The 26,880-nt window shown below is 43.6% G+C and carries 18 protein-coding genes; 6 read left to right on the top strand and 12 right to left on the bottom strand.

Annotated elements, in window-relative coordinates:
• Window positions 1-210: 210 nt before the first annotated feature.
• On the bottom strand, window positions 211-2,871 hold the full coding sequence (locus OCU60_RS08510) for a PEP/pyruvate-binding domain-containing protein (RefSeq protein ID WP_074372461.1): 2,661 nt from the start codon (window positions 2,869-2,871) through the stop codon (window positions 211-213).
• A complete protein-coding gene (locus OCU60_RS08505) occupies window positions 2,868-4,931 on the bottom strand; it encodes a DUF6041 domain-containing protein (protein ID WP_074372460.1) in 2,064 nt (687 codons plus the stop codon). Before OCU60_RS08505 ends, OCU60_RS08510 begins: the two co-directional genes overlap by 4 nt.
• 1,196 nt (window positions 4,932-6,127) lie before the next feature.
• Here OCU60_RS08505 and OCU60_RS08500 point away from each other — a divergent pair.
• The 4 genes from OCU60_RS08500 to OCU60_RS08485 all read left to right on the top strand — a co-directional run bounded on the left by OCU60_RS08500 (window position 6,128) and on the right by OCU60_RS08485 (window position 7,687).
• Window positions 6,128-6,292, top strand: a complete 165-nt coding sequence (locus OCU60_RS08500) for a hypothetical protein (RefSeq protein ID WP_159439450.1) — start codon at window positions 6,128-6,130, stop codon at window positions 6,290-6,292.
• A gap of 282 nt (window positions 6,293-6,574) precedes the next feature.
• Window positions 6,575-6,733: a hypothetical protein gene (locus OCU60_RS08495; RefSeq protein ID WP_159439449.1), complete on the top strand. Its 159-nt coding sequence runs from the start codon at window positions 6,575-6,577 to the stop codon at window positions 6,731-6,733.
• Window positions 6,734-6,891: 158 nt separating this feature from the next.
• Window positions 6,892-7,233, top strand: coding sequence for a hypothetical protein (locus OCU60_RS08490; RefSeq protein WP_074372459.1), 342 nt, complete (start codon window positions 6,892-6,894; stop codon window positions 7,231-7,233).
• The gene (locus OCU60_RS08485; RefSeq protein ID WP_139302097.1) at window positions 7,199-7,687 is read left to right on the top strand and encodes a hypothetical protein; all 489 of its coding nucleotides are present in this window, start codon (window positions 7,199-7,201) and stop codon (window positions 7,685-7,687) included. Before OCU60_RS08490 ends, OCU60_RS08485 begins: the two co-directional genes overlap by 35 nt.
• A 496-nt stretch (window positions 7,688-8,183) precedes the next feature.
• Here OCU60_RS08485 and OCU60_RS08480 read toward each other — a convergent pair whose 3' ends face one another.
• From OCU60_RS08480 to matP, 3 genes are all read right to left on the bottom strand, one after another.
• Window positions 8,184-9,827: a sensor domain-containing diguanylate cyclase gene (locus OCU60_RS08480; protein ID WP_159439448.1), complete on the bottom strand. Its 1,644-nt coding sequence runs from the start codon at window positions 9,825-9,827 to the stop codon at window positions 8,184-8,186.
• 304 nt (window positions 9,828-10,131) lie between these two features.
• On the bottom strand, window positions 10,132-10,449 hold the full coding sequence (locus tag OCU60_RS08475) for a DUF3634 family protein (protein ID WP_074372456.1): 318 nt from the start codon (window positions 10,447-10,449) through the stop codon (window positions 10,132-10,134).
• Between the two features lie 15 nt (window positions 10,450-10,464).
• Window positions 10,465-10,914, bottom strand: a complete 450-nt coding sequence (gene matP, locus OCU60_RS08470; protein WP_074372455.1) for a macrodomain Ter protein MatP — start codon at window positions 10,912-10,914, stop codon at window positions 10,465-10,467.
• 165 nt (window positions 10,915-11,079) lie between these two features.
• Here matP and OCU60_RS08465 point away from each other — a divergent pair, with 165 nt between their 5' ends.
• Window positions 11,080-12,768: a S16 family serine protease gene (locus OCU60_RS08465; protein ID WP_074372454.1), complete on the top strand. Its 1,689-nt coding sequence runs from the start codon at window positions 11,080-11,082 to the stop codon at window positions 12,766-12,768.
• 65 nt (window positions 12,769-12,833) lie between these two features.
• A complete protein-coding gene (fabA, locus tag OCU60_RS08460) occupies window positions 12,834-13,352 on the top strand; it encodes a bifunctional 3-hydroxydecanoyl-ACP dehydratase/trans-2-decenoyl-ACP isomerase (RefSeq protein WP_021020321.1) in 519 nt (172 codons plus the stop codon).
• Between the two features lie 132 nt (window positions 13,353-13,484).
• Here fabA and rmf read toward each other — a convergent pair whose 3' ends face one another.
• The 7 genes from rmf to OCU60_RS08425 form a co-directional block, all read right to left on the bottom strand.
• Window positions 13,485-13,658, bottom strand: a complete 174-nt coding sequence (gene rmf, locus OCU60_RS08455; protein WP_074372675.1) for a ribosome modulation factor — start codon at window positions 13,656-13,658, stop codon at window positions 13,485-13,487.
• Between the two features lie 172 nt (window positions 13,659-13,830).
• Entirely contained in the window at window positions 13,831-15,516 is a 1,686-nt protein-coding gene (locus OCU60_RS08450) for a DUF3466 family protein (RefSeq protein WP_074372453.1), read from the bottom strand.
• Window positions 15,517-15,518: 2 nt separating this feature from the next.
• Window positions 15,519-17,465 carry an ABC transporter ATP-binding protein gene (locus OCU60_RS08445; protein ID WP_074372452.1) on the bottom strand — a complete coding sequence of 649 codons (1,947 nt, stop codon included), beginning with the start codon at window positions 17,463-17,465 and terminating at the stop codon, window positions 15,519-15,521.
• Between the two features lie 215 nt (window positions 17,466-17,680).
• Window positions 17,681-19,810 carry a bifunctional 23S rRNA (guanine(2069)-N(7))-methyltransferase RlmK/23S rRNA (guanine(2445)-N(2))-methyltransferase RlmL gene (rlmKL, locus tag OCU60_RS08440; RefSeq protein WP_074372451.1) on the bottom strand — a complete coding sequence of 710 codons (2,130 nt, stop codon included), beginning with the start codon at window positions 19,808-19,810 and terminating at the stop codon, window positions 17,681-17,683.
• Window positions 19,811-20,238: 428 nt separating this feature from the next.
• Complete coding sequence (locus OCU60_RS08435) at window positions 20,239-20,775, bottom strand: cell division protein ZapC (protein ID WP_074372450.1); 537 nt, start codon at window positions 20,773-20,775, stop codon at window positions 20,239-20,241.
• Between the two features lie 178 nt (window positions 20,776-20,953).
• Window positions 20,954-21,964, bottom strand: coding sequence for a quinone-dependent dihydroorotate dehydrogenase (pyrD, locus tag OCU60_RS08430; RefSeq protein WP_074372449.1), 1,011 nt, complete (start codon window positions 21,962-21,964; stop codon window positions 20,954-20,956).
• Between the two features lie 46 nt (window positions 21,965-22,010).
• Window positions 22,011-26,858 (bottom strand): NAD-glutamate dehydrogenase, encoded by a 4,848-nt coding sequence (locus OCU60_RS08425; protein ID WP_074372448.1) that lies wholly within the window; start codon window positions 26,856-26,858, stop codon window positions 22,011-22,013.
• Between the last annotated feature and the right edge of the window lie 22 nt (window positions 26,859-26,880).

Here is a 26,880-nt window from a genome sequence, read left to right as displayed (position 1 = left end):
GGTTCCTTGTTTCGCTGAAATCATGGGAGTCATCCAACTCGCATGTGTACTTGCTCAAATGGGGCGAGCTATATGATGAAATACAGCCGTTGCCCGATTAAAAAACGTAGCAACCCCCGCCGAATCATCTCTGATGATTCGATGTTTATTTGTCATCATGTTGTTGACGGTGGCAGGGCTTCTGCCACCGATATGGGTGATTGGTTCTGCCTATAATTCCTGACGCTGAATCCTGATATGCCCGTTATCGCCGTCGATAATCAGCGTATCGCCACTCTGAATTTGTTGAGTTGCCGTTTTCAGATTCACGACTGCCGGAATCCCAAACTCACGCGCAACAATACAGCTATGAGAGAGGGCTGAGCCGATATCCGTGACAATACCACCGGCCAAAGCAAACAGCGGGGTCCAACTGGCATCCGTAAATTTTGCAACCAGAATTTCACCGGGCTGCAATTCTCCGGCTTGGCTTTGCAAGTCGGTAATGACCCGAGCCTTCGCTACGATTTGACCCGGACTTGCGGCTAAGCCTTTTAACTGATCGGGATGATCGTCAGTGCCTGAAACTTTGAGTTGCGGCGTATAGCCACCAATAATTGCCATCGGTGGCTCATCTGCATGAAGATTCAATAAATGCTGATGGCGGTTTTGATTGAGTAACTCGGGATCAAACGCTTCATCGGTAGAAATCCGACCGGCCACATAGTCACGAAACCGCTGAAAATCGAGATAAGGCAAATCCTCGCGACGCACGATGTTCTGCGCTTCCAGCCGTCCCAATACTTCCAACATAATCCGGCGGTAGAACCATGTTTCAGTAATAAACGTTGGACGAGTGGCTTCTCTGCGTTCAGCCATGACACCATAAAGTTTCATCAGCATTTTCAGCTTGAATCGTCCCATAAAGGGCAGTCCACTCAATAATTGTTCACTGTCCTGATTGCGAAGGCTTTCTGTCTCTTGCAATTTCTTCTGTAAATCAACCGGATGCTGGAGATACATCTTCATCACTTGTAATAAGTAACTGGGGTCATCACGCCAGCGTGGAATACTTAATTCAAACTCCTGTCTTCCCCGGGAGCCGAATTCAAACAGAAAATCTTCAAATGGTCCGTTCCAGAAGGCTTGACCTTCAGGATCCTTCGGCAGGCGTTCGACCAGTTCCTTCGCTTCATGATTTTCAAAAAGCTGCTTCAACTGAGGTTGCTGATTGATGGTATCAACCAGTTTGAAGATACCGAGAGTAACTTCGATTGTCCGTAGATTATTCATCGACGCTTTAATGCGATTTTGCAGGCTATTGCCTTTGTCGCCCAAATACGCTTCACAGGTTTCCGTTAATGCATCATACAGCGCAAAAGATTGCAGGAAGAAAGGCATATAAGCGGCACAGCTTTCCAGAAAGTATTGATCGGCACGTTCTAACTCACGGTTCAGATCGGCCAGCGTCATTTTGCTGAAATCCATTGCCAGAAAACGTTGTGTTTCTTGTTGACGCAGGGCAATCATGCGTTCAACGATTTTGGGTGCATGACGGACATTATGAACCTGCTGCTTGAGCCAGTACCAGGCACTTTTGACATAATCCCAACCTTGGACACCGGGACCATAAGGATTTTTATAGTGAGTGAAATCGATATCGTCCGTTGCATAACGGGTGGTAAATTTCATCTCATCACGAGTCGGCGGGCACTGTCTGAGCATATGGGCTGAACCGGATATATTCAGATAGACTTGTCCCTGAATGTAGCCCATGTAGATCGTCCAGTCTGAGATATCCGCCATTCCCATTTTCTGAATCGATGGCCCGTGGATATGTTTTTGATAGTATTCACAAAAAGACAGACCTAGCGGGGTCATCAAGCCGGTTACAATTTCACCGGTATCCATCCGGGAAAACAGGGCACCATCTTTTACGGATTGCTTGGATTCCCAAGGATTGGCGTAGAGAATAGTCGCTTCTTTTGCCTCGGTTGTGACCGGACGAGCCTGTAGCAGCCAGACTTTGTTATCTTTCACTGCCCACTCAATATCTAAATCCGTGCCGTAAATTAACCGGGCCTGACGCGCAAGGTCGTTCAGTTCGCTCAAATGTTCTGGTGTCAGGCTGGATTTTTCTCGCAATGCTTCTGGGGTTGGCAGAATCGTGACTTGTCCTTTTTCATCACACTGACAATAGTGAGGTTTGTGACGGATCTCCTGAGCAATGACGCTGCCAGTCTGTTTGTCGAGCGTAAAGGTATCGGTCGTGACCTGACCGGAAACGACCCCTTCACCAAGTCCCCAGCAGCTATCGATGACAACCTGATCCTGGTTGCCGGACAGCGGATCACAAGTGAACATCACACCGGCCGCATCGGCATCGACCATCTCTTGTAAAACGACTGCGATAGCACTCTCGGCAGCATGTCCTTGACGATAAAGTGCCGCTCGATCCGCCCATAGCGATGCCCAACAGGAACGAACCTTCTGCAAAACATCTTGAATGCCTTGGACATGCAGATAAGTTTCGTACTGACCTGCAAATGACTGAGATTGTCCATCTTCATCCAGTGCGGATGAGCGTACAGCAATCCGCGGATTGTCACCTAAATCTTGATAGGCTTGCTGAATTGCCTGTTTAATGGGGTCAGGGATATCAGCATTGAGAATCGTTTCCCGCACTTGCTCGAGCTCTCCGGATGCCAGGAGTGGAGCGGGCAGTGTTTCCCGAATAAATTGCTGATAAGCATCTGCGGTGACACAAAAAGCGACCGGAACGGGCAGGCCTGCATGAACCAAATGGTTCAGTGAATAACCTTTACCGCCTAAATGTTGATGAGCAAGTTGCTGATCACCGGAGATCCCGACGACGATCTGTGAATCCGTCATAGTGTTGCTCCTGCTAAAGAATCTTCAGTTTGAGGTTGAGAGACGGCATCCGGCTGAGGGGACAACGTAGCTTTGAGCTGCTGTTTGACTGCCTTGGATGTTTTCAGACCTGAGAGAATTGCGCCTTCAATATTCCCGATACCGACACTGTCCTGATTCGCAAATTGAATACATTTAAATGGCTGTCCGGCTGTTGTGAAAACACCACGACTATGGTGTCCTTTAATCGCAGTCACCAATCCGCCGGACCAATGCCAAATTTTGATATCTTCAATGACATTCGGACTGATACCGATATTCATCAGGAGTTTGGAAATCTCGAAATTAGTCTGTTTTTGCAGCGATCTGAATTTTCCATGAGCGTCACGGCCTTTACGCTCGGGACGAGTCGTCGGCATGAGTAGTGTGAGCACTCCGACTTCATTATTACCGTTAGGATCCATCCAATTCGCGACAAGACAAGTACCGGGTTTACACCAGTAGTACGGTTCATTCACTGAAGCGTGTTCAGGTTCGATCATATACCCGCCAAACGCATGACTCAGAACCGGTTTTGATAACAGCACACTGGCCATATAATAATCTTCGTAACAAATCGTCTGAATGGCTTCAATCTGAGACTGTGGCAAAGTTGGAACATGGGGAACAATGGCGCTTTTTTGTGCAGCCCAAATGACTTGCCGCGTATTGACCTGTATCGGTTGGTTACCCACCATCAGTTGTAATTCAGCATGGTCATCAGAAAGCTGATTGATGTTTGCCAAGGTTGCATCGGTAACCATGGTCACATTTTCTTTTGTATCCAGGTAACGACACAGTCCTTCACTTAAACCGCCATTACCTCCGGGCAGTGCCATAAGGTTGCCGCGTAAATAACCGATGAGGAAGTAGAGACCGGCATAAGCAGAGACATCATTGAGATCAGAACATTCAACCCGGAGTGCAACCCGAATTGCATTTTCAACTAATTTACCAAGAGAAACGGGCGGACGCAGATGTTGGGGGAAGTGGGCAATTTTTTCGGGTTCAAACAGATAGGTGTACAGAGAAATATTATCCAGTAGTTCCATCTCTTCCCGAGGCCAACCACTTTCTTCAGTCCATGGCACTTGAGGGTAGAGTCGGGTACCGGGAGCGAAGCGATCTAGAAAGCGATAAAGTTCAGCAAACGTTGGGTCACCGAGTTGCTTTGATGAACTCACATACGGTTTACCAATGATGGCGTTAATAAAGAGCTGGCAGGTGAGTCCCCATACTTCAGGTTTGAGTAGAAAAGCCGGTTTTTTGAGAAAGCCGACAATCACTTCTCCCAAACAACGCATCAGTAACATCGTATCGAAGAAAACCAACATGTCTTCAGCATTGGAGCGATAACTTTTATCCATACCGATTTTTTTCAGAATGTACATCATCTCAGAGTCGGGGAGTGGTTCTTGAAAACAGACACCACCGACGGGATGTTTCAGTCCTTGATAGGACTCATGACGGGCATTCCCCCCCAAAGATGCTGTTTTCTCAACGACTAAGACACGTTCCTGATCAAATTCGCTGGCTGCGGTTAATCCAGCAATGCCGCCACCAATAATGACGACATCATAGTTTTCTCCATTTTGAGGTTGGTCTGTTTGAGCTGTGGTTGATTGAAGTTGAGAAAAGTCTTGCGTGGGGAAGCTGCGCAATGCTGTTTTACGTCGGTATTGGTTGCGGAGCATGTACAGTGCTGCTAAAGCAAAAACGGTATCCAGCCATATGACCTGAGGTTGGGAGCGGTGCAAAATAGTAACAAACACGACCATCATCAGGAGCTGGCCATAAATCACCCATTTTGTCCAAGGTGGATTCAGGAGCAGAATCAGCCCTGAAATGAAAAGAATAGCACCGGAGAGGAGATTGAAAAATTGAGCATGAGTACCAATCCAAACAGAAATCCCTTCATACCAAGCTCCCTGATTTGCGACAGCAGCCATTTGGAGTTCTGCAACAACATCTTCAAACTGAGGGAAAAGTTTTGCAATGCCGGCAAGCATATATAGTACGGCGAAAATACGTTGAATTATCATTCGATAGTTACCTCTATAAAGCCTATTTTGCGAACGATAATTGGTGATTACCGTTCGAAGCGGACAACTCATCGGGCGGCGGGTAACTTTCTTTATCCTGAAACCTTCTATTCCAAACGTCATATCCTGTCTATATGACCATTGAAAGAGGGGGTTCTGGTTATCCAGTTCGTTATATTCAAAAACCTTATTGTACAGACAGTACACGACTTACACCTATTGATATAGATGATATTAGTGACCAATTTATACTGCTGATGAAATAAAATTCCTGTGCCTAGCCCTGACGTTGTTATAATTATTGCTCAAAAAACATTTATTGATAAATATGTAATATTACTGTTTTTTGACGCTATACCTCAAATTTTGTTTTATATCGACCATTCTGTTGTGATGGTTCGTTGTATTATTTTATAAATTAAAAAGATTAAACTTTTAAGTCAAAAAGTATTATTTAATTAAATATTTATTTTCTGTGGGAATAGTTACCACACAATCAGAGAGGCTATCAAGATTAAAATATTGAATTGAATATTTGCTGAACAATCATTCAGCAGTTATTTTTAATATAAATCAATGAGATACATTGATTGTTTCATATTTGAAAATATTTATTGAAAATTTCAACATGAGATGAACTTCTCAAAATATTAGGAAACAAAAATCATGGGTTTCAGTTCAAGTGGAAAGGGGTTTTATTTCATTATCTTGATTTACATCATATATTATCAGACATTAACTGACAGAAATGTAAAAAACAAAATAGAGTTTATACTTTAACTAATGAAGTGTAGATGAAAATATTCACTTTGTGCAAATTCACTAAGGATTAAGCACACTCGAATTAATTAACATTTCTATCAAAATGAATGTTTTTATCATTTCATTTTTCTCAGTCACGACTGACAGATAGTCGGCAAGGCCCTGATATTTAGGCTCAAAACGCATATCTTATTGAATAATTGATATAGATTTAGATTGAATTCTCTATTTTTTCTTATCGAGTAATTACTCCAATCATTTAAAAACGATATCTTTAATGATGGAATGAATTAAATGAGGAACATTATGAATTTGGGAAATATAAAATGTATTTAGAATGGTATTCAAGAGCACCTTGAGCGTTGCTTTCCGATGCTATTACATTTTTGAAGAAGCGTAAAAGACAAACTCGGTGTTGATATTAACCAACGAAAATGCTCGGGAACTACTTTGAAGAAGCGACCTTACTGGTTGCTGTCGTCGCTTTGGGGTACAGCACCAGAAAGCAGATTGTCAAAACAAAAAAGTTGATTGCTCAACAGGCCAAACAAGACAGGGGGGAGTATGGCGAAGAAGCCACAGCCGTTGCAGTTTCCTAACCCTGTCAACTCGAATCAATCTTTAGATGCAGAGCATACCATTTATGTCGCGGGCACCGGGGGCGGGAGAACCTCCGCGGTGAAACATCTCGGTTTAATCCCCCCAAAGGGGCGCAATATAGGTTATCCAAGCTTTCCAAACTTCAATTTTCCTCGTTTTATAAAGCCGAACTTGGGGTGTCCGCCCTAATTAACTAACCAACGTCTGATTCAGTAAGGGGGCAATCATGGGGTTATGTTGGAAAAAATAGATCAACGGGTTACCCATCTGGAGCAAGGACAATGACAAAATCACTCACAGTCCGGCAAGCTGGCCGTAAAGGCGGGAACGCAACCAAGCGAAAGTGGAAAACCGATAAACTTTTTGCTGCGACGATGCGAAAGAAACTCAGTGCAGCAGGAAAGAAAAGCGTCAAAGTCCGTCGCCAAAAGAAAAAATGACAAAGCCCCATATTGGGGCTTTTTGCTATCAATGTAGGCATTTTTCTAGGGGAAGATCTCATTGTATAGTGATTTCAAAGACATGAAAAAATTATGATTAGATTCTATTTATTGATGCGTGGTAGCATAAATAATTACTGGCGAAATAAGTTTATAAAATGAAATATGATTTTTGTACTATTCGTGATTACCGTCCTTCAACAAGAACTATTGATGCTATAAAAGAAATGAATGACACTGTTAATATGTCTAAATATTTAGCTAGTCTTGTCTCTGTAACACCAGTATTCGCAATACTGGTTGGACGAGGGCCAATCAGTGGCAGTACAGTATCTACGGCTTGGAATTTTTACAATTATAACTGGGATACTCTTAGAGATGGCCTTGCTGGAATTCCAGCTCTGGAAAGAGAAACTTTAGAAAAGATAGCTTTGAATGAAACCATGTATCAGATGGGGAAGGATTATGAATTTTGGAAATGTATTTACAATGCCATTTAAGATATTGTTACTGCTCTCTTTTTCAGGTTCCGCCTGCGCTAATATTATTCAAACCAAAGAAAGTCTTGAATCTCAATTACAGCAGCAGTATGAAAGCTTAAATATGAGAATAGAGGTTTGCAATACATATAAATCACGCAAAATCCAAATCACAGATAAGTGGCTCCTTAGCCAAACAAAACAGGTTCAACGTATCGTCATTGGTGAGTTATATAAGAACGCAATGAATATTTGTTATAGAAAAGAAGAGCGTAAATATGTAGAGACTTTAGTGAAACTAGCAGCCATCGGTGGTAAAGATGAACTTAACCGATATATCAACCTAAAGAGTAAATATATAATAGATAAAAGAGGGCTAGAAATATTAAATCAGCAACATGTGAATATGACTGAACTAGATCGTCTCTCTAAGCTTGTAAAATATCAAATCCCATTTTATCCAATTATAGATTAACTTCTCTACAATAGAACCCGCCAACATAGGCGGTTTTTTTCTTATAATTAGGGGACAGAAAGCTTTAACGGATTGAATTACCTGAATTATCCTATTTAACATAATATATATAATGCGCACTTAAATTATGTGTGCTATCCAGATGTTCGAGCCTGTTCCTGTGTATGTATCCATGTTTTTCGAAGTTTTTCGAAATCTATTATCTGGTCTTTCCTTTCTTTCCTTATCATTGCTCACAGCCGCTGATTTTTCTTCCGGATTTCACATGAGAACACGTTGTAGAGACGTTGTAGTAGACACGGCACAGATAGCATCACATCTTCTCCGTCAACGTCGGATTCAATGTGGGGTTTCCCTTCAGGGTTAGTGATTCTATGGTGATTGGATCTATTATTCATTTTCTGTTGGTGGTATGGATAATTTTATAGTATCAAATCAACTAGTTATAGTGCATTAGATTACAATATAAAATATCAATAAAACCTAACATTTAAAATCAACACAATTCAATATTAGCCGCTTTTGTTGCTTGCGTGGTTACAGCCGGCTGTTCACTGTTAAAATGTCCGACAACCTGACAACGCCCACGATCTTTAGCTTCATACAGTCCTTGATCCGCTTCATTGAGTAACTCTGCGACCGTGCTTTTTCCAAGCGATGAGCTGACACCTAAACTAATGGTCACTTGACCTGTCTGTCTGAAGCGATGTTGAGAGACGGTCTTGCAAAGTATATTGGCGATATGAAACGCCTCTAAATAATCCGATTGAGGACAAATCACCACAAACTCCTCACCCCCCCAACGGCCAATCTCATTTGGCTTATTTAAAGACTGTTGCAGCAGGTAAGTGACTTCAATCAAAGTATTATCACCAACCAGATGTCCATATTCATCATTGATGGCTTTGAAATAATCAATATCGATCAGAATGATGGCAAATTCCTGGCCTGATTTTTCTGACTGATTGAGATATTTTCTCATTAATTCATCGAGTTTCATTCGATTATAAATACCGGTCAATGGATCTCTTTCAGCCATTCGCTCGACTTGCTTGCGGTCCGTCCTGTCGGTAAAAATAGCCATATATCCAGTCAGATTCTGGCGTTTATCAAACCTCGGTATAATCGATGTATGCAACCATAATTCATCCCCACTTCGCGTCTGGCTATGAAGCTCTCCTTGCCACTGTTTACCGGGTAACAGTGTTCTAAACATTGAAAAAGGTTTTAGGTTCATCACATGAGGATCGCTGAGCATGCCGTAAGACTGTCCGAGTAACTCGCTTTTTGTATAACCCGTTAATTTTAAAAAAGCATCATTGCAGCGCAGAATTCGAGCCTGTTTATCTGTGAAAATAACCGGAATATATTGGTCGATGATATTGAGACTGGCCTGATTTTCAATCGATAAATTATTTAACATAACCTTACGGCGAAATGAGTGCCACACAACCAAAGTTCCGAGCGGTATTGAAAAAGCAGATACCGCCATCACCGCAATCAATAATAGGCTCTTGTCTGCACGATAAAACTTATCTCCGCCCATTCTGTATGCCAGAGTCAACGGTTCATGGCTGGGGAGCAGACGAGATAAACCAAAGGTAAAAAATCCTGATGCTTTCCACATCGCCAAAGTCGTTGGCAAAGGCGTATGATGATCATCAGCATTCAAATTGTTTGGGGTTCGGTTCGCATACAAAATCTGACCGTGTTTATCTAACAAGTAAATATCAGCACCCGGCTGAAAAAAGAGGTGCTTTAGGAACTCAGTCATATCAAGGTTGACAACAAGTACACCAATCAAGCGCTCTTGCATGAAAATCGGCAAACCAGCCTGAAACATCACTCTTTGTGCCCTGATGAGACCGGATTGCTGCATTCTCTGAGAAAACCAAATCTCATTCGGTTTAGCTTTCAGTAATTGGCGAACATCAGCGGAAATAGGTTCTTGATCAGACGGCAAAAAATCTATTTGAGTATTTAGCGCAACCGTCTTCACAAAACGGAGCAATGAGCTTCCGTTTCCATTCAGAATATCCAGTTGTTCAATCGCAGGAAAACTCCGTGTAAGTTGCTGAATCATAGCCAGAAGAGACGCCTGATCATCACTGGACTCAGAATTGATTAGATAATCATGCACAACCTCACTCTTTTGTATCGCCTGAAGCGATCTTTTTATAAATCTTACATAGAGATCAGAGTATTGTTCAGCGCTGGAAAAGAAAAACTGCGCATGATTTTCTGCAGTGGTCTCTTTTTGATCCTGATATGCAATCAGAATAAAGGATACTGAGGCTATCGAAAGAATGCCCCAGAGAATGAAGTAAATGAACTTCGTATATGTTTTGGACAGGGCCATGACATTGTTCTTATTCCTTGACTTAAACAATATAAAATCTAGCTCATAATCAAGGAATTGCAAACAGAGGTCAGGTTTATCGAATCTAGCGTTTACTTTTTTGATTCGTGCCCGATTTTTTCAGCCCGCTGAAAGGAAAAACATTACGAATCCGCTGCTGAATACTCTTCGGCACTGATGGAGAGAATTTGAGCCGAATCCCCTCTCGACGCTGATAGGCTTTTAGATATCCATCAAATGGAGAATGATGGCCAATTTCTGTCAGATTGTGTTTTAACGTCACTGGCAAATGACCTTTGGCTTTAACCAACTGACCTTTTTTAAAATGAACGTACAGCACGGGCCGATCAAGAACAAGCAACCAGAAAATCACAACAGCAGCAATGATTATGACGTACATCATTATACAATTCCTTGATTATTCAGATAATAATCGATTCAAATCTTCTTTCAGTGAGCTCATCTTCTGACTCGTTTTTTCAGTTTTAGAGGCTTCGCCGAGTAAGTATTCAATCGCTTCAGATAAGGTACATCCTAGTTCATTCGCCCGAAAAGCCAGTTTTTCCCATACGCGATAATCTAAATCAATTGACTTCTTCCGGGTGTGAATCTGCTCAGCATTATAATGTCTTTTCCGTTTTGCCCGAATCGCCTGTTTCAACTTGTTATCCAGTTCGGGCGACATATGTTGCTCGATCCACTCCAAAACATAGATGGGCTCATGTTCAATTTGACTCAGTAATGCAATGGCATGATCGATTTCACTGCTATCGATATGGCGAGTGACCTGTACACCCTCTTTGTATCGATCCATGAGATATTGCCATTTCCACCCACATTCCAGATTTTCAAGTTGCTGGTATTTCATTTGGGATAACCTATTATCTTATGCAGAATGAGCTTAGATGCAGTGACAGCGTAACCCATCATATGAATATCTGCAAATAGATCATTGATCAATGAGACTTGAATCTGTTTTCCAAGTAACTTTTTCTATATAATCTCCCATCTTTTAATCCATATCGAATACTCAATGACAAATGATATATGGCGCTTTGTAACGCCTCAGTTCGACGACTACAGCACACAATTTGCACAATACCCATCAATTCAACCCGCTGATTTTATGTCAACCCAGCCTCGGCTCCAATCGACATTACGTCGCTTTACCGAGCTGACAGGACTGAGCCGCTTATTGGTTATTCATACACCTGACAATTCAGTTTATCGCCATATCATCCAGAATAGTCTCTCTGCCCTACTGCCAGAGAATGTCCCTGTGATCACCAGTGAGTCTCTGGAAAAAACACACATGTTTACCACGGTCAAAGCAGATAACGGACACCTTGTCAGTGAAATTTCCGGTTTACTCGATAAAGCTGATGGGGGTTACCTGATTATCTCTCTTAACTGGCTGATCAAAAATGCCGATAGCTGGCCAATTCTGAAAAGTGTCTTGCTTGGTGAACAAGTCTCGGCATTGAACTGTGATGAAAAATCGCCACTCCAGTATGAATGGGCGAAACGTTATGATATTAAACTGATCTTATCTGGCGATCGCGAACAACTGGCAACAGTCGATTATATCGATGATGATATCCGTAGCGGTTTATCTCTTTATACAGAGGTTGAGCTGGAGATAAAAATTGAGCCGGACAACCTTGCCCACTATTTCGCTTATTTGAAATGGTTGCTGCAAACTTACCGTTATCCGGATCTTTCAGAAGACGCTGTACAGTTATTGTTGGCTGCCGGTGTCCGTCAGACTGAAGACCAGCAATATATTCCTTTGAGTTTATTCTGGCACCGAGCTTTGTTGGAAGAAGCGACCATTGAAGCTGGCAATAGTACGATTGAGTCTCAGCATATTCAGTCTGCGTTGGATAAACGCTATTATCGCGAGAGTTATCTGCCGGAACGCGCACTGAGTGATATTCTCAACGGTCAGGTATTGATTGAAACACAGGGAAAACAAGTGGGTCAGGTCAATGGGTTAACGGTGATTGATATTGCAGGACATCCGGTCTCTTACGGAGAGCCTGCTCGTATTTCATGTGTCGTTCACTTTGGTGATGGGGATATCAGTGATGTCGAGCGTAAAGTCGAATTAGGTGGTAACCTTCACGCTAAAGGTATGATGATTATGCAGGCATTTGTCAGCAGTGCACTAGAATTAAATGCGCCACTGCCCTATTCTGCATCGGTTGTATTTGAACAATCATATAGCGAGGTCGATGGTGACAGCGCGTCTTTGGCTGAAGTATGTTCATTGGTGAGTGCATTGTCAAACATCGCGATTGATCAACAGATTGCAGTCACTGGCGCAGTCGATCAATTTGGCAGAGTTCAAGCTGTCGGTGGCTTGAATGAGAAAATTGAAGGGTTTTACCATGTCTGTTGCCATCAAGGACTAACAGGCAAACAAGGTGTCATTCTCCCTAAAACCAATTTAAGGAATTTGGCACTTCACCATTCGCTGGTGAGTCGTATACAAGCCGGAGAGTTCCATATCTGGCCCGTATCAACCGTTGATGAAGCGATTCCTATCCTCATGGGGAAACCCTTTCGTCGGAAAAATACAGATGCCGCTCTCAACAAAGATAGTGGCTTTGAAAAAAATAGTGTTCTTGAAAAAATAGCTGAAAGAATTGAATTATTCGAGCGTGAAGAAAATCCGGGAAGTTTGTGGGAAAAACTCAAAAATAGACTGAATTTTTACTGATCGGAGTTGTTTCACATACACCGCTTCACTAACATGCTCGCTGTTGATATTTGGAGTAATAAATAATGCAAAATAAACGTGAATCTTATAATCGTGACGACCTTCTGGCATCAAGCAGAGGCGAACTCTTTGGGCCAGGATATCCACAATTACCAGCTCCCAATATGTTAATGATGGATCGTGTAACCAAGATGTCTGAGACAGAAGGTGAATTTGGTAAAGGTTTGATTCTGGCTGAGCTTGATATTACTCCTGATCTATGGTTTTTTGACTGCCATTTTCCTGGTGATCCAGTGATGCCCGGCTGTCTCGGACTTGATGCAATGTGGCAACTTGTTGGCTTCTTCCTCGGCTGGGTTGGCGGCAAAGGTAAAGGCAGAGCTTTAGGTGTCGGTGAAGTAAAATTTACCGGTCAAATTCTGCCAACGGCTAAAAAAGTCACTTACGAAATTAACATGAAACGTGTCGTCAACCGTAAACTGGTTATGGGTGTGGCAGATGGCCGAGTTTTAGTTGATGGTAAAGAAATTTATGTGGCCAAAGACCTGAAAGTTGGCCTGTTCCAAGATACATCAACGTTTTAATTATTCATTATATAAGCGGTTCGTGGACGAACCGTTTTTTATTTACACAGATAATTAGTTATAGTGCATTAGGAGCATACAATAAAGCCCCTGTTTACAGGGGCTGTTTCTCAGTGTATGTGGAGTGTTTCGTTATTTATAGAGACCTGCATTCTTGTCATCTCTTGCTTCGCGCCAACCGCCCATCCAATAGGAGCGAACATCCATCTGTTGGTAAGGGCACTCCTCAGAAGAACGACCATTTAACCCGGCTTTGTACCCTTGAGACTGTGCTCTTCCCAGACGATCTCGCTTTTGTCTCTTCATAGTAAAGTCCTCATACATTAACGATTCATTAACTGATAACTGTTACAAAGGCGTGGCTTTTTTATGACCACACCTCTAAGAATCGCTCAATTAGAAACCAGACTCAAGCATAAAAACAGACCAAAATACGTGCAAATCTAAATCTGTGACTCATTTCGATTATTGACAAATCTCACCGTTTTCGACGGAACAAAAGCAGGCTCAGTAGTGTCAAACCTGCGCTACCCAAGGATCCACCACTTCGATTAATTGAGCTGGATTCATTCCCTCTGGCACTAATATCACTGCTGGTTACGTCCTTTATAGGAATAAGCTTCACCGCTACCGTTGTCTCGGTCTCCCCGCCATTACCACATGTTGCATTGTGAGCCGTTGAATCATATCCGCCACTACACTTAATCGCAGTTGCAGCAATCACGCCAGCATCATTAATATCGAATGCATTAAGAATGCGGTATTGGTTGTTATTCGCTGAGAAATTGCCACCATTGGTCAAATCATCCAGTAACCAAGGACGATTGGCGAAAATGCCCATTCGTGTGGCGTTACTACCGGTTGTATTATACGGATAGATAAACGCGCGCTTGCGTCGCGGCTTACCACTACTTTCACGGCTGGATTCCGTATCGACCTGACCAACAATTTCATTAAAGTTATTGATCGCATTCGCATGGCCCCCCGCATCGGAGAACGAAATATTGTCAGAGATAAATTGCGCTGATGGTGATGCGGCACTGACATCCGGCACGACAAAAAACCGATTTGCAGCAGCACCACCGGATGGCCGGCTTCCCGCCCGTTTCGCTTCGCCAATCGCAACCAGGTTATCGTTCACGGCAGTCAAAACGGTATGACTATAGATTCGATCATTGCCCGACTCGGTCTTCGCATCATTAATCTCAGTCGAAGTCCACTTCGATGCTGTCCCATAATCACCTGTAGCCACCTGAAAAACCGTCGCATTCATGAAGTTATTATCGCTGTCGTAGGTATTATAACCGACGCCATAAATGGTCCCGCTCTTGACAACAAAATCACGTATACTCCCTTGGGCAAGGCGCTGATCTTTTTCCTGACTCACACCACTCCCCCAGCCAATTTTAGTAACCACTCCGTCACTGCCCCAAATCGCTGCGTTCGAACTGTAATAGTTACCAAAAGTGTTGGGTTTATTGTCCGACACACTCCCAACAGTGAAAGTACCATCTGTTTTCCAGGCCCGGGATTTATCAAAGGACCCAGTCGGTGTCACATCAGCCATTGCTGTAACCGTCTGACGGTTATCCCCGGTCGACAGTTGAATCCCTATGGGGCTGGAACTCGTTGTTAAGCTGTTAATCACGGTATTTTGACTATCAAAGGTAGAACCACCTTCGACAAAGGCGATTGCGTTAACCGTCTTATCTCCGGTCAACTCACGTTGCCACTCCGCCCAATGGGATTCTCCCCAAGCATCACAAGTTGAATAAAGCAACTCACTCGAACAATAATTCTTTAAATCATTCTCTGTCTGGGCATAAGAGAAAGCATTATCCATCCCGAATGGCACTTCCTCACGGTAGCTGATCCCATCAACAGCTTCACCTGCCATTGTTTTCTGAATACGTGTTTCTCCGGCAAGCGTAAAATTAGAACAATTCGTTCCACCGATCGAACTCGCGAGAAAACAACTATTGAAATTGGTGGCTGAATTACTATCATCCGTAGAAGGCTGAATCGCGACACCAAATGCACTTTGGAAACTATTTGAAGAAACGGGAGGCGTCACTTCAACCACTTGATAAAGGGCAGCATGAGCCTGCGTCGCTGCAAATACTGAAAAGGCTAAAAGTGATATTTTCGTCTTGATTGGTGTCATTATTATTTACTGTCCTGTTGTAATGCTTCAAGCTCTTCCCATCGGTTGAATGCCTGCTCAAGTTCTTTTTCTGCGGCATCTAATCGTTCCAAAATGGGTTGAGTCTGTTCAACACCCTGCGAAAAAAAGTCGGCATCGTTGACTTGCGTCTGGAGTGTTTCTATCTCTTGTTCCAAAGCTTCAAGTTGTTCCGGAAGCAACTCAAGTTCACGTTGCTGCTTGTAAGATAACTTTTTACCTTTACTGACCTTCGCAGGTGGATTCGTTTTTACTGAAGCGCCCGTTGCCTGCACCGGAGATACATCCGACTCTGACGCTTGGTGCTTCATGACTTCATTTCTTGCCGCGTATACTTGCTGCCGCTGTTGCTGCGCATCGTGATATCCGCCGACAAATTCTTCAATCTGGCCATTGCCCTCAAAAATCCAGCTTGTCATCACCGTATTATCCACAAAATGACGATCATGGCTGACCAAAAGCAATGTACCCTGATAGTTGGCAAGTAAATCTTCCAAAAGTTCCAGTGTCTCGATATCTAAATCGTTCGTTGGTTCATCCAGTACCAAAAGGTTATTCGGGCGGAGGAAGATTCGTGCTAACAATAAGCGGTTTTTTTCCCCGCCAGATAAGGCTTTCACCGGGGTTCTTGCCCGCTTCGGAGAAAATAGAAAATCCTGCAAATAACTTAAAGCATGGCGTGGACGCCCAGCGACCATTACCTCTTGCTTACCGTCAGCCAAATTATCCATCACGGTCTTTTCTGGATCCAATTTCTCTCGATACTGGTCGAAATAGGCAACTTCCAGCTTTGTACCACAATGTAAGCGACCATGAGTCGGCTGAATTTTCCCTAATAACAATTTTAACAATGTACTTTTACCGCAACCATTTGGCCCGATCAAGGCAATTCGGTCACCGCGCATAACATTAAAGCTAAACCGATCAATGATACTGCGACCGTCAATCTCATACGAAAGATTTTCAGCTTCAAAGACAATCTTGCCGGAGCGAACCGTATCATCCAGTTGTAAGTTCACTTTGCCCTGAACGTCACGTCGCTCAGTACGCTCTTGGCGAAGTTTCTTCAATGCTCTCACCCGCCCTTCATTTCGTGTTCTACGGGCTTTAATGCCTTGACGAATCCAAACTTCTTCCTGAGCGAGCTTCTTATCAAATTCGGCATTTTGTAGTTCTTCAACGCGTAGAAGCTCTTCTTTTTCCGTCAGGTATTGTTCGTAACCGACGTCGAATGAAGCAAGCTGTCCGCGATCTAAGTCGACAATCCGAGTCGCCATCGACTGAATAAAGCTACGGTCATGCGAAATAAAGATGATTGACCCTTTGAAATCTTTCAGAAAACCTTCCAGCCATTCAATCGTCGTGACGTCCAGATGGTTGGTCGGTTCGTCAAGTAACAATACGTCAGGTTCACAAACCAGTGCCCGAGCCAGTGCGGCTTTTCGTTGCCAGCCACCGGATAGATCGGTTAATAAAGTCTGACCATCAAGATTTAACGAAGCCAAGATATTTTTAATCCGTTCATCAAAACGCCATCCGCCACTATGATCCAATTGTTCCTGAACCTGTGCAAGTCGGGTGATATTTCTCTCACTCGGATCATGTTCAATCAACGTCAGCAATTCTTGATAGGCCTGAAGCTGTTGACCAACATCAGCCAGACCATCAGCGACATACTCAAATACCGTCCCTTCTTGATCTCTGGGTGGGTCTTGTTCCAGACGGGAAACCACGACGTCCTGCGTCACAGTCATTTTGCCGTCATCCAGATGAATGTCTCCACAGAGAATTTTCATCAACGTTGATTTACCCGCACCGTTTCTGCCAACCAGACAGACCCGCTCATTGTCCTGCAAAGAAAAGTCAATATGATCCAGCAACGGATGATCGCCAAATGCTAAATACCCGTTATGAATGCTTATTAATGCCATATGCTTCTAACCAAATCTTGAATGCTGTGAATTAACGGTCATTTGATAGTCATCTCCTGAAAACGAAGCTCTGATAGTGACAGTGTCACCATGATTAATGCTTATTTTCAGTCATCATCATTGACTGACCAACAAAGCAGACTGACTTTGGTCAGTCTGCTTACTAAATAAAATTATCGAGCTGTATGTTATCGAGAAATGAAGCAAGATATCAATTATTCTGCATCGGCTTCGCGATGACGAATGATCCAACAATTATGGATTTGCTGATGCCGTTTAAAATCTAAAGGCAATGTTTGTGATGAGATATTTTCCGCCGAGAGCTGCAACGCAGCCATGCCTTCCATATCCATCTTAAACTGCCGTTTATTATTGGAGAATACGATCACACCATCCTGACGCAGAATACGTTTCAGATGTTGCATCACATGGATATGATCGCGTTGGACATCAAATGTACCCGCCATTCGTTTCGAATTTGAGAATGTCGGAGGATCAATAAAGATGAGATCATACTGCCCTTTGGCTTGCTCAAGCCATTGTAGACAGTCGGCTTGCTCGTAGCGATGTTGACGCCCAATCTGCTTGTTGAGGGCCATATTTTCTTTCGCCCACTCCAGGTATGTTTTTGACATATCAACCGTCGTGGTTGATTTTGCCCCACCTAATGCAGCATGGACCGTCGCTGTCCCTGTATAAGCGAATAGATTAAGAAAATCCCGACCTTTTGCCATGTCTCCCAGACGACGACGTGTTAATCGATGATCGAGAAACAGACCAGTATCGAGATAGTCATATAAATTAATAATAAACCGGGCACCATATTCTTGCACTTGTGAGGTTTTGGCTTTGGTGGACATTTTCTGATACTGCGTATGTCCTTTCTGTTTTTCCCTCACTTTCAGGACAATATGATTCGCATCGACATCCATCACTTGCGTTGTCGCCCGAATCATATCGGTCAGACGTCGTTTAGCTTTCTCCGGTGCAATCGATTTGGGCGCTGCATATTCCTGAATCACAACATGATCGCCATACACATCAATTGCAGCATTGTAATCGGGAAGATCAGCATCATAGACGCGATAACAATCAAGTTGTTCTCGCTTTGCCCATGGGGTGATTTTTGCAATATTTTTGCGTAAACGGTTGGCAAAATCAGCGGCGACTTCCTGAGTTGCCAACTGGCGCTGGCTCTCATCTCGCTCAGCAATCGTATAGAATTTTAAGTGACAAGGTAACGCACCGTTTCTCATTTTGAATTGTTTATCAGCCCGCATCCGCAAACAGCTTAATAACTCATCAGAACTGGAGAGAAACATGGCTTTACATCCGCCAAACTCAGATTTCAGTTGCGCACCTAACGAAGCATACAATGCGATGAGACTCGGCTCCGTCCCTAACCGCTCCCCATAAGGTGGATTAGAAATAATCAAACCCGCCTGAAAAGAAGCCGGACACTGTAACTTTGCAGCATCCATCGATTGAAACTCGATCAGATCACGTACACCGGCACGGCGTGCGTTTTCTTTTGCCAAATTCAGCATCTTCTCATCATAGTCATACCCATAAATAGGTACGGAGACTTGTTTGATCCCTCTTTTCGACTGAACACTGGCTTGTGTTTTGACTTCTGTCCAAAGTGCCGGTTCATAGTCAGGTAGAGACTGAAATCCCCAATGAGCCCGATTGATACCGGGGGCGATGCCTGCAGCAATCATCGCCGCTTCAATGACGATCGTGCCGGATCCACACATCGGGTCCATCAGCGCAATATCCCCCTGCCAACCACTACGCATAATCATCGCAGCTGCAAGCGTTTCTCTCAAAGGTGCAGCGCCTGCTTCGGTCCGGTAACCTCTGATATGCAAGCTTCCCCCAACCATGTCGATCCCCATGATGGCTTTTTCTTTATTCAGACGGACATGAACCCGAAGATCCGGACGATCTTTACTGATCGTTGGTCGAGGTAAGTTTCTTTTCGTAAAATGATCAACGATCGCATCTTTTACTTTGACTGCCCCGTACTGACTATTACGGATCGACTGATTGGTACCGTTGAAATCAACGATCACCGTCCCCGATGGTTGTAAGTAATCACTCCACCGAATCGCTGATGCCGAGAGATAAAGATCCATATCATCCTGACACGAAAACTCTGAAAGAACTCGGATAAAACGTGAAGCGATTCTGCTCCAAAGGCAACAACGATAAATAATTTCATTGGCGGCGCGGAACCGGACACCGGCCTGAACAACTTGGGTGTCATGAACACCTAAACGGTTCAACTCTTCTGCTAATAAATTCTCAAGTCCGATTGAAGTCGTGGCTAAATACTGATGCATCGATGGTCTTTACTCTGAAAATTGGCCCGCAATTATACCTGACATTCGTCTGTTTGGGTAAATCAAACCACGGAATTTTTCTTTTTCTGCTCTGAAAATCGTCATTTTTCCCTTCCTTTATATATCAATGTATTCCCAGTAAGTGAGTATTTATTCACACTCAAACTGGTCTATACCAGACCTGTTTTTACAATGTAAATTTATTACAGAAATGCCTCAAAAGAGGAACTCTTGCATTCAAAAGGTCATCATTACAGTGATTTTTGCTATCGCATTGGTGATAAATTTATCGAAATTTATGAATGAATCTCACAGTTGAGATATTCAGCTAGTTAGGATCACAGTTGGTGGCAGGATTTTAAGACAAAAAAAATCGGCCTTTCAGCCGATGGGAAATAAAAAAAGGAACAAAATATGAATGGAAATCACTAGCCAACTAAGGCTACAGGTTGTGAACCGAGGTTCACGTACTCCATACGATCATGCATAACTTTGATAGCCTGACCGTATTTGAGTTCTTTACCCGGAGCAAGTGTAAATGCTTCCAGTTCGATGCTCGCGCATAAACTGGCGTATTCACCTACTTCCAGAACAATAAAGCGACCAGCGTTCATTCTGCTCTTCAGCTGGACAATCCCCCCGACATGCGGGACGGTTTCGGTATTCTGGATATCAAAGAACCAGCTTTTCGGTTGAACGGGCTTATGAAATCTTTTCGCTGCAACACAGTTTAGAATTAATTCAACTTTTCTAGGTTCAGACAAGTCCAGATACGCAACACTCTCTTTAAACACTTGGTAATCACTGGCATCATCAACGGTAAAAGGACCAGAAGTAAAAGCGCAAGTAACAAGCAGCTTTTTGGGTAAAAGGGTTTTAAAAACCATCTCATTTCCCAAATCGAGCATTAAGTGGCCTTCTCTGTCACAAAAATACCAGTTCCATTTATCACTCGGTTTCAGCATATTACAACTCTTTTCAATACGGATCATTTATGATACTCGTGCCCTGACAGAGCAGTTTACCAACGAATCAATATCATTCTAAAAGTGAAAAGAGAAAAGAAAAGAGGAAATGAATATTCATTTCCTCTCGAAGATTTCAGGCTGATTTAGTGCAAATCAGCGCTATATTGTCAGATGATTATAAATTTTTGACGATGTCTTTTACTATACCAGGCCCATGGTAAATAAAACCAGAATACACCTGCACCAATTTAGCACCTGCCAGCAGTTTTTCTTTGGCGGCCACATAAGAGTCAATACCACCAACACCAATGATTGGAATCTGCTCACCCAGTTCTTGGTATAACTTGCGAATCACTTCGGTACTTCTGAGTTGTACCGGACGACCACTCAAACCACCCGCTTCATTAGCGTGTTTCATCCCTGTCACAATTGAACGATCCAGCGTCGTATTGGTTGCAATCACGCCATCGATATTGTTGCGCAGCAAAGACTGACAGATCTGTTCGAGTTCATCATCACTTAAATCCGGTGCGATTTTCAACGCAAGCGGAACATACTTATCGTGCAGTTTCGCTAATTCAGCTTGCTTTGCTTTTAATAACGTCAGTAGTTCATCCAACGCTTCTCCATACTGCAACGAACGTAGTCCCGGTGTATTTGGTGAAGAGATATTGACAGCAATATAGCCGGCATATGGATAAACTTTCTCCATACAGATCAAGTAATCATCAGCGCCTTTCTCAATCGGAGTATCTTTATTCTTACCGATATTGATCCCCAGAACGCCATCATAGTTTGCCTTTTTAACATTCTCGATCAGTTGATCAACACCTTGGTTATTGAACCCCATGCGATTGATGATCCCTTCCGCTTCGATCAATCGAAACAGTCGAGGTTTATCATTCCCGGGCTGAGGCTTTGGTGTTACCGTGCCAACTTCAACAAAGCCAAATCCCATGGCACCAAATGCATCGATACATTCTCCGTTTTTATCCAGCCCTGCTGCCAATCCAACCGGATTTTTGAACATCAGGCCCATGCATTCAACCGGACGATGCGGTAAATGCTGGCGGTAAAGAAGATCGAGAGGTGTGCCGGTGAAACGTTTAAAATTTTGAATTGCAAGATCATGTGCCTTTTCGGCATCCAATTGGAAAAAGCCACTTCTGGCGATACGGTAAAGCATTGTGCCTCCGAAAGAAAAAAGCCCCGTACAAACGGGGCGTTATTATTTACTCATTTGCCGAACAATTCAAATTTAATAATGTCAGTTCCCTGAGGGCCACTGAGAATTTGGCAAATTCATGGACAGCGCCGACTTTAAATTCGTTGAGAATATTCTCCCACCGTTGCAAGGTTACCTGGTTGGCTTCAATCCATTGCTCCAGTAACGCGAGCTCATCAAATGAATCTCCGAGACAACCACAAGAAAGAACCTGAGATGTTAACTGACGCTGTTGCCAGTCGAGATCTTCCCGGAATGCAGCACGAGCCAAAGCTTGCCAATTATTATCAACCGCCTGATGATTGATTTGCTCTAAGAACCAGTGCAGTGATAAACGTACACCGAGATGGAAATAAAGTTTTGCGGTTTGCTGAACGGTAATCCCTTTCTCTCTGGCGACAATACAAATATCCAATGCAGAATTGAGACTGGAAAGCCGGGAAACATAATGTGCCATTTCTTCATCGATCCCCTGTCCGACCCAGCGGTTCGCAAGCGCATCGTGATCACTGATTTCTCTGCCCACCAACACTTCATTCAGATGCGATGCAATTTGCTGTACATCGTCTTTATACAATTCGATCAGTTCATTGACCGATTTTTTACCCATATGATTGCGGAGAATCCAACGGGACAAACGTCGTAAAAATCGTCGTACAACCCCCAGCACTTCATACTGTGCCGCCGTTGTGGCCTGATTATCCAGCACCCGGATTTTTTCCATAATATGGTCAAGGTTATAGATATCTCTGGCAGCACAATAAGCATTGGTAATCTCAACGACACCGGCTCCGGTTTCATCCTGTAAACGCGAGACAAAATTACAGCCCATTTCATTGACCATTTGATTCGCCAGTGCTGTTGCGATAATTTCTATTCGCAGTGGGTGAGTCGGAAGTAACTCTGCATAGTTACGGCGTAACTCAGAAGGAAAATATTGAATTAACTGCGTCGCATGATAACTGTCACTGGCAATACGTTCATTCGCCAACTGCTCTTTCAACACCATTTTTGCGTAAGCGATCAGAACGGACAGTTCAGGACGAGTCAGCCCCACTTCTTGTTTTTCTCGCTCTAACAGAGTTTCATCATCGGGCAGATATTCCAGTGCCCGGTCCAAAGCACCGCTCTTTTCGAGTGCATGGATAAAGCGGATCTGCTCTTTGACCAAAGAGACACCTTGCACTTCTGCCACCGAGATCGACTCGGCTTGCTGATAAGCATCCGCAAGAACAATATCTCCCACTTCATCCTGCATTGATTGCAATAATTGATTGCGCTTCTTCATCGTCAGCTCACCATGTGCAACCAATGTATTCAGGAAGATTTTAATATTGACTTCATTATCCGAACAATCGACACCACCGACATTATCGACAAAATCAGTATTGATTCGTCCCCCTTTCAGTGAATATTCGATGCGTCCTAACTGCGTCATCCCGAGGTTGCCGCCTTCGCCGACAATTTTAGCCTGCAAATCAGCGCCATTAATTCTCACCGCATCATTAGCTCGGTCACCAACATCGGCATCTGTTTCTTGGGAGGCTTTCACATAAGTACCGATGCCTCCATTCCACAACAAATCAACATCCATTTTCAGGATTAAGCGGATCAAATCATTCGGAGCCAGCCGTTTTTGATCCGTTTGCAGCATGGTTCGGACTTCCGGTGACAATGTGATTGATTTCGCCTTACGCGAGAAGATCCCCCCGCCTTTTGAGATCAACTTCTGATCATAATCTTCCCATGATGATCGAGGTTTCTTGAATAAACGATCCCGCTCCTGCCAACTTTGCGCAGGATCCGGATCGGGATCCAAGAAAATATGCAGATGGTTAAAAGCCGCCAGCAAGCGCGTGTGTTGGGATAACAACATACCGTTACCGAATACGTCACCGGCCATATCACCAATCCCTATCGCGGAAAACTCGGAGGTTTGACAATCAATCCCTAACTCTCGGAAATGACGTTTAACCGATTCCCAACCGCCTTTCGCGGTGATCCCCATCACTTTGTGGTCGTAGCCATTTGAGCCACCGGATGCAAATGCATCCCCTAGCCAAAAGCGATACGCTTCCGAAACAGAGTTAGCAATATCAGAAAATGTTGCCGTCCCTTTATCTGCCGCGACCACCAGATACGGGTCATCAGGATCATGTCGAACCACATGAGCCGGTGGCACAACGTTTCCTTCTTGAATATTATCGGTGATATCCAGTAGTCCCTGAATAAACTGGCGATAACACCGTTGTCCTTCCACAAAAATTTCATCGCGGTTACTGAACAAATATTGTTTCTTACAGATGAAACCGCCTTTGGCTCCCACGGGAACAATCACGGTATTCTTCACTTGCTGGGCTTTCACCAATCCCAGAATTTCTGTGCGGTAATCTTCGAGTCGATCCGACCAGCGCAATCCGCCCCGGGCAACTTTGCCGCCACGTAAATGGACGCCTTCAACATCGGGAGCATAAACAAAAATCTCATAAGCAGGTACCGGTGCAGGAATATCAGGAATATCCCGCGGACTCAGTTTCATCGACAACCAGGGTTTCGGCTGTCCTTGCTCATCAGTCTGGAAGTAATTCGTCCGGAGTGTGGCCTGAATCATTTCCATATAGCGACGTAAAATCCGATCATCATCAAGACTTTCAACATCTTCAAGCTGGGCTGACAGCTCATTCACCAATTTCTCAAATGCCCGGATACGTTTCTGTTCATCCAAAGCCGGATTGAAACGCGCGGTAAACAGAGCAACAAGTCCCTTAGCCAACTGAGGGTAATGATTGAGTGTATCTTCAATATATTGTTGGCTGAACGGGAAACCGACTTGCCGCATATACCGGGCATAAGCTCTCAGAATAGAAACATCTCTTCCCGTCAGTGAAGCGCTCAATACTAACCGGTTAAATCCGTCATTATCGAGTTCTCCTCGCCAAATCGCAGCAAAAGCCTGTTGGAAACGATCCCTTGATTCGCGAATATCAATCGCCATGTCTGTTTTATGTAGCATGGAGAAATCAAGAATCCAGTAAGTCTGCCCATTGGTTTTATCCACCTCATAAGGAGACTCACCAATCACTCGAAGTCCGAGATTTTCAAGCATCGGCATCACATCGGATAAATGAATCGGTTCATCCCGATGGTAGAGTTTCAGTTTGACCACTTTGGAATGACGATCTTCTTCCTGTGGGCGATAGAACAGCATATCTAATTTATGGGATTCGCTTAAGGATTCCAGTCGTTCGATGTCCGCAACAGCCGTACTTGGCATCATGGCTTCTTTATAAGATCGCGGAAAAGCTCGCATATACTCTTTTGAAAGTGGTAGTCCTTTACTCTCACCTGAATCCGCAACAATGGCTTCAGATAATCGATCATCCCAACTGGTCGATGCTTCCATCAAGTTTTGCTCTATTCGTTTCACATCAATATCCATATTATTGTTATCAACCCGCACAATATAATGCGTTCGGGCTAACGGACTCTCTGAGAAATATACCGTATAATCAACGGGTTGCTTTGATTCAAAATAATCAGCAAGCACCGATTGTGTTTTTTTCCTCAGCTCAGTCGTATGTCGGTCTCTCGCGACATAAACCATACAACTGAAGAAGCGTCCGAACGGGTCTTTGCGGACAAACAACCGTAACAAATCCCGATCCTGCATCTGAACCACGCCCATACCGACTTCGAGTAACTCTTCCTCATTGGCCTGTAACAGTTCATCCCGTGGATAGTTTTCGAGAATATTGTGTAACGCTTTATAAGAATAAGCGCCCTCACGATAACCACTGCCTGCAAGGATCCGGCGGACTTTATCACGGATCAGCGGAATACTTTCGACCGTTTGGTTATAGACCGCTGAAGTGTATAAGCCGGTAAAACGATGCTCCCCGATCACTTTGCCGTTTTTATCAAACTTTTTGATCCCGATATAATCGGTATAAGCCGGACGGTGGATCCGGGACTGACCATTTCCTTTGGTCATGATCAACAAGAATGGCTTGGTTGCTTCCAAACGCGCGGAATCAGAAAAATCGGCAAGCTTGACACCTCTGACCCGCTTTGGATTGGAAAAAAGTCCCAGTCCAACATCATCGGTTGGTTTGAGCTCCCCACCATCTGAGGTATCGATCAAATCGTACTCTTTGTAACCCATGAAAGTGAAATTATGGTTGGCTAACCAACGTAAGAATTCCATCGTTTCAGAGAAGCGTCCTTCATCAACTGGCAGTTGCTCTTTCTGTGTTTCCAGTTGCTGAATGACACGATTGAGTTGTTCAACCATCGGTGTCCAATCTCTGACAACCAATACCGTATCTGCAATGACTCGGATGACTTCATCGCGCAGATTTTTTATCTTTTGACTATCCGTTAATCGATCAACTTCAATGTGAAACATCGAATGCAGCTCGCCCTTACGCTGACCAATTGAAGTAATTTTATGATTCTCATCACGCTGAATCTGAGCGGGACCATGCAACATGATATGGCAAGCCAAATCAAGGCGATTCAAAACCATTTTTATCGAATCGACCAAAAAAGGCGTATCAGGAACAACGATTTCAATAATCGTATGTGTGGATTGCCATCCATGTTTGCTGACCACCGGATTAAAAACTTTGACAGATTGTTCCGTGACTTTGGCTTCATTCAAATGATGCCAAAGACTAATTACCGCACCATAGAGATCGGACTCCGTTCGATCAATCAGGTCATCCTGTGAAACGTTATTAAAAAGATGCTGCGCCAACTGCTTGACGACCGAATGTTGTTCAGAATCGAACTTCGATTGGATCAGTTGGTATACTTTCTCAACTAAAACTGGCTGTAATGTATCGTGGGAGCCCATAGAAACCTCATCTATTACTGGA

Origin of the sequence: Vibrio spartinae, from assembly GCF_024347135.1 — a bacterium.
Lineage (GTDB): Bacteria > Pseudomonadota > Gammaproteobacteria > Enterobacterales > Vibrionaceae > Vibrio > Vibrio spartinae.
This window is presented reverse-complemented; position numbering and strand designations above follow the sequence as displayed.

Coding starts and splice junctions, on each gene's coding strand:
- OCU60_RS08510 (WP_074372461.1), bottom strand. CDS start 2,871: ATGACGGATTCACAGATCGTCGTCGGGATCTCCGGTGATCAGCAACTT.
- OCU60_RS08505 (WP_074372460.1), bottom strand. CDS start 4,931: ATGATAATTCAACGTATTTTCGCCGTACTATATATGCTTGCCGGCATT.
- OCU60_RS08500 (WP_159439450.1), top strand. CDS start 6,128: ATGCTCGGGAACTACTTTGAAGAAGCGACCTTACTGGTTGCTGTCGTC.
- OCU60_RS08495 (WP_159439449.1), top strand. CDS start 6,575: ATGACAAAATCACTCACAGTCCGGCAAGCTGGCCGTAAAGGCGGGAAC.
- OCU60_RS08490 (WP_074372459.1), top strand. CDS start 6,892: ATGAAATATGATTTTTGTACTATTCGTGATTACCGTCCTTCAACAAGA.
- OCU60_RS08485 (WP_139302097.1), top strand. CDS start 7,199: ATGAATTTTGGAAATGTATTTACAATGCCATTTAAGATATTGTTACTG.
- OCU60_RS08475 (WP_074372456.1), bottom strand. CDS start 10,449: ATGATGTACGTCATAATCATTGCTGCTGTTGTGATTTTCTGGTTGCTT.
- matP (WP_074372455.1), bottom strand. CDS start 10,914: ATGAAATACCAGCAACTTGAAAATCTGGAATGTGGGTGGAAATGGCAA.
- OCU60_RS08465 (WP_074372454.1), top strand. CDS start 11,080: ATGACAAATGATATATGGCGCTTTGTAACGCCTCAGTTCGACGACTAC.
- fabA (WP_021020321.1), top strand. CDS start 12,834: ATGCAAAATAAACGTGAATCTTATAATCGTGACGACCTTCTGGCATCA.
- rmf (WP_074372675.1), bottom strand. CDS start 13,658: ATGAAGAGACAAAAGCGAGATCGTCTGGGAAGAGCACAGTCTCAAGGG.
- OCU60_RS08450 (WP_074372453.1), bottom strand. CDS start 15,516: ATGACACCAATCAAGACGAAAATATCACTTTTAGCCTTTTCAGTATTT.
- OCU60_RS08445 (WP_074372452.1), bottom strand. CDS start 17,465: ATGGCATTAATAAGCATTCATAACGGGTATTTAGCATTTGGCGATCAT.
- rlmKL (WP_074372451.1), bottom strand. CDS start 19,810: ATGCATCAGTATTTAGCCACGACTTCAATCGGACTTGAGAATTTATTA.
- OCU60_RS08435 (WP_074372450.1), bottom strand. CDS start 20,775: ATGCTGAAACCGAGTGATAAATGGAACTGGTATTTTTGTGACAGAGAA.
- pyrD (WP_074372449.1), bottom strand. CDS start 21,964: ATGCTTTACCGTATCGCCAGAAGTGGCTTTTTCCAATTGGATGCCGAA.
- OCU60_RS08425 (WP_074372448.1), bottom strand. CDS start 26,858: ATGGGCTCCCACGATACATTACAGCCAGTTTTAGTTGAGAAAGTATAC.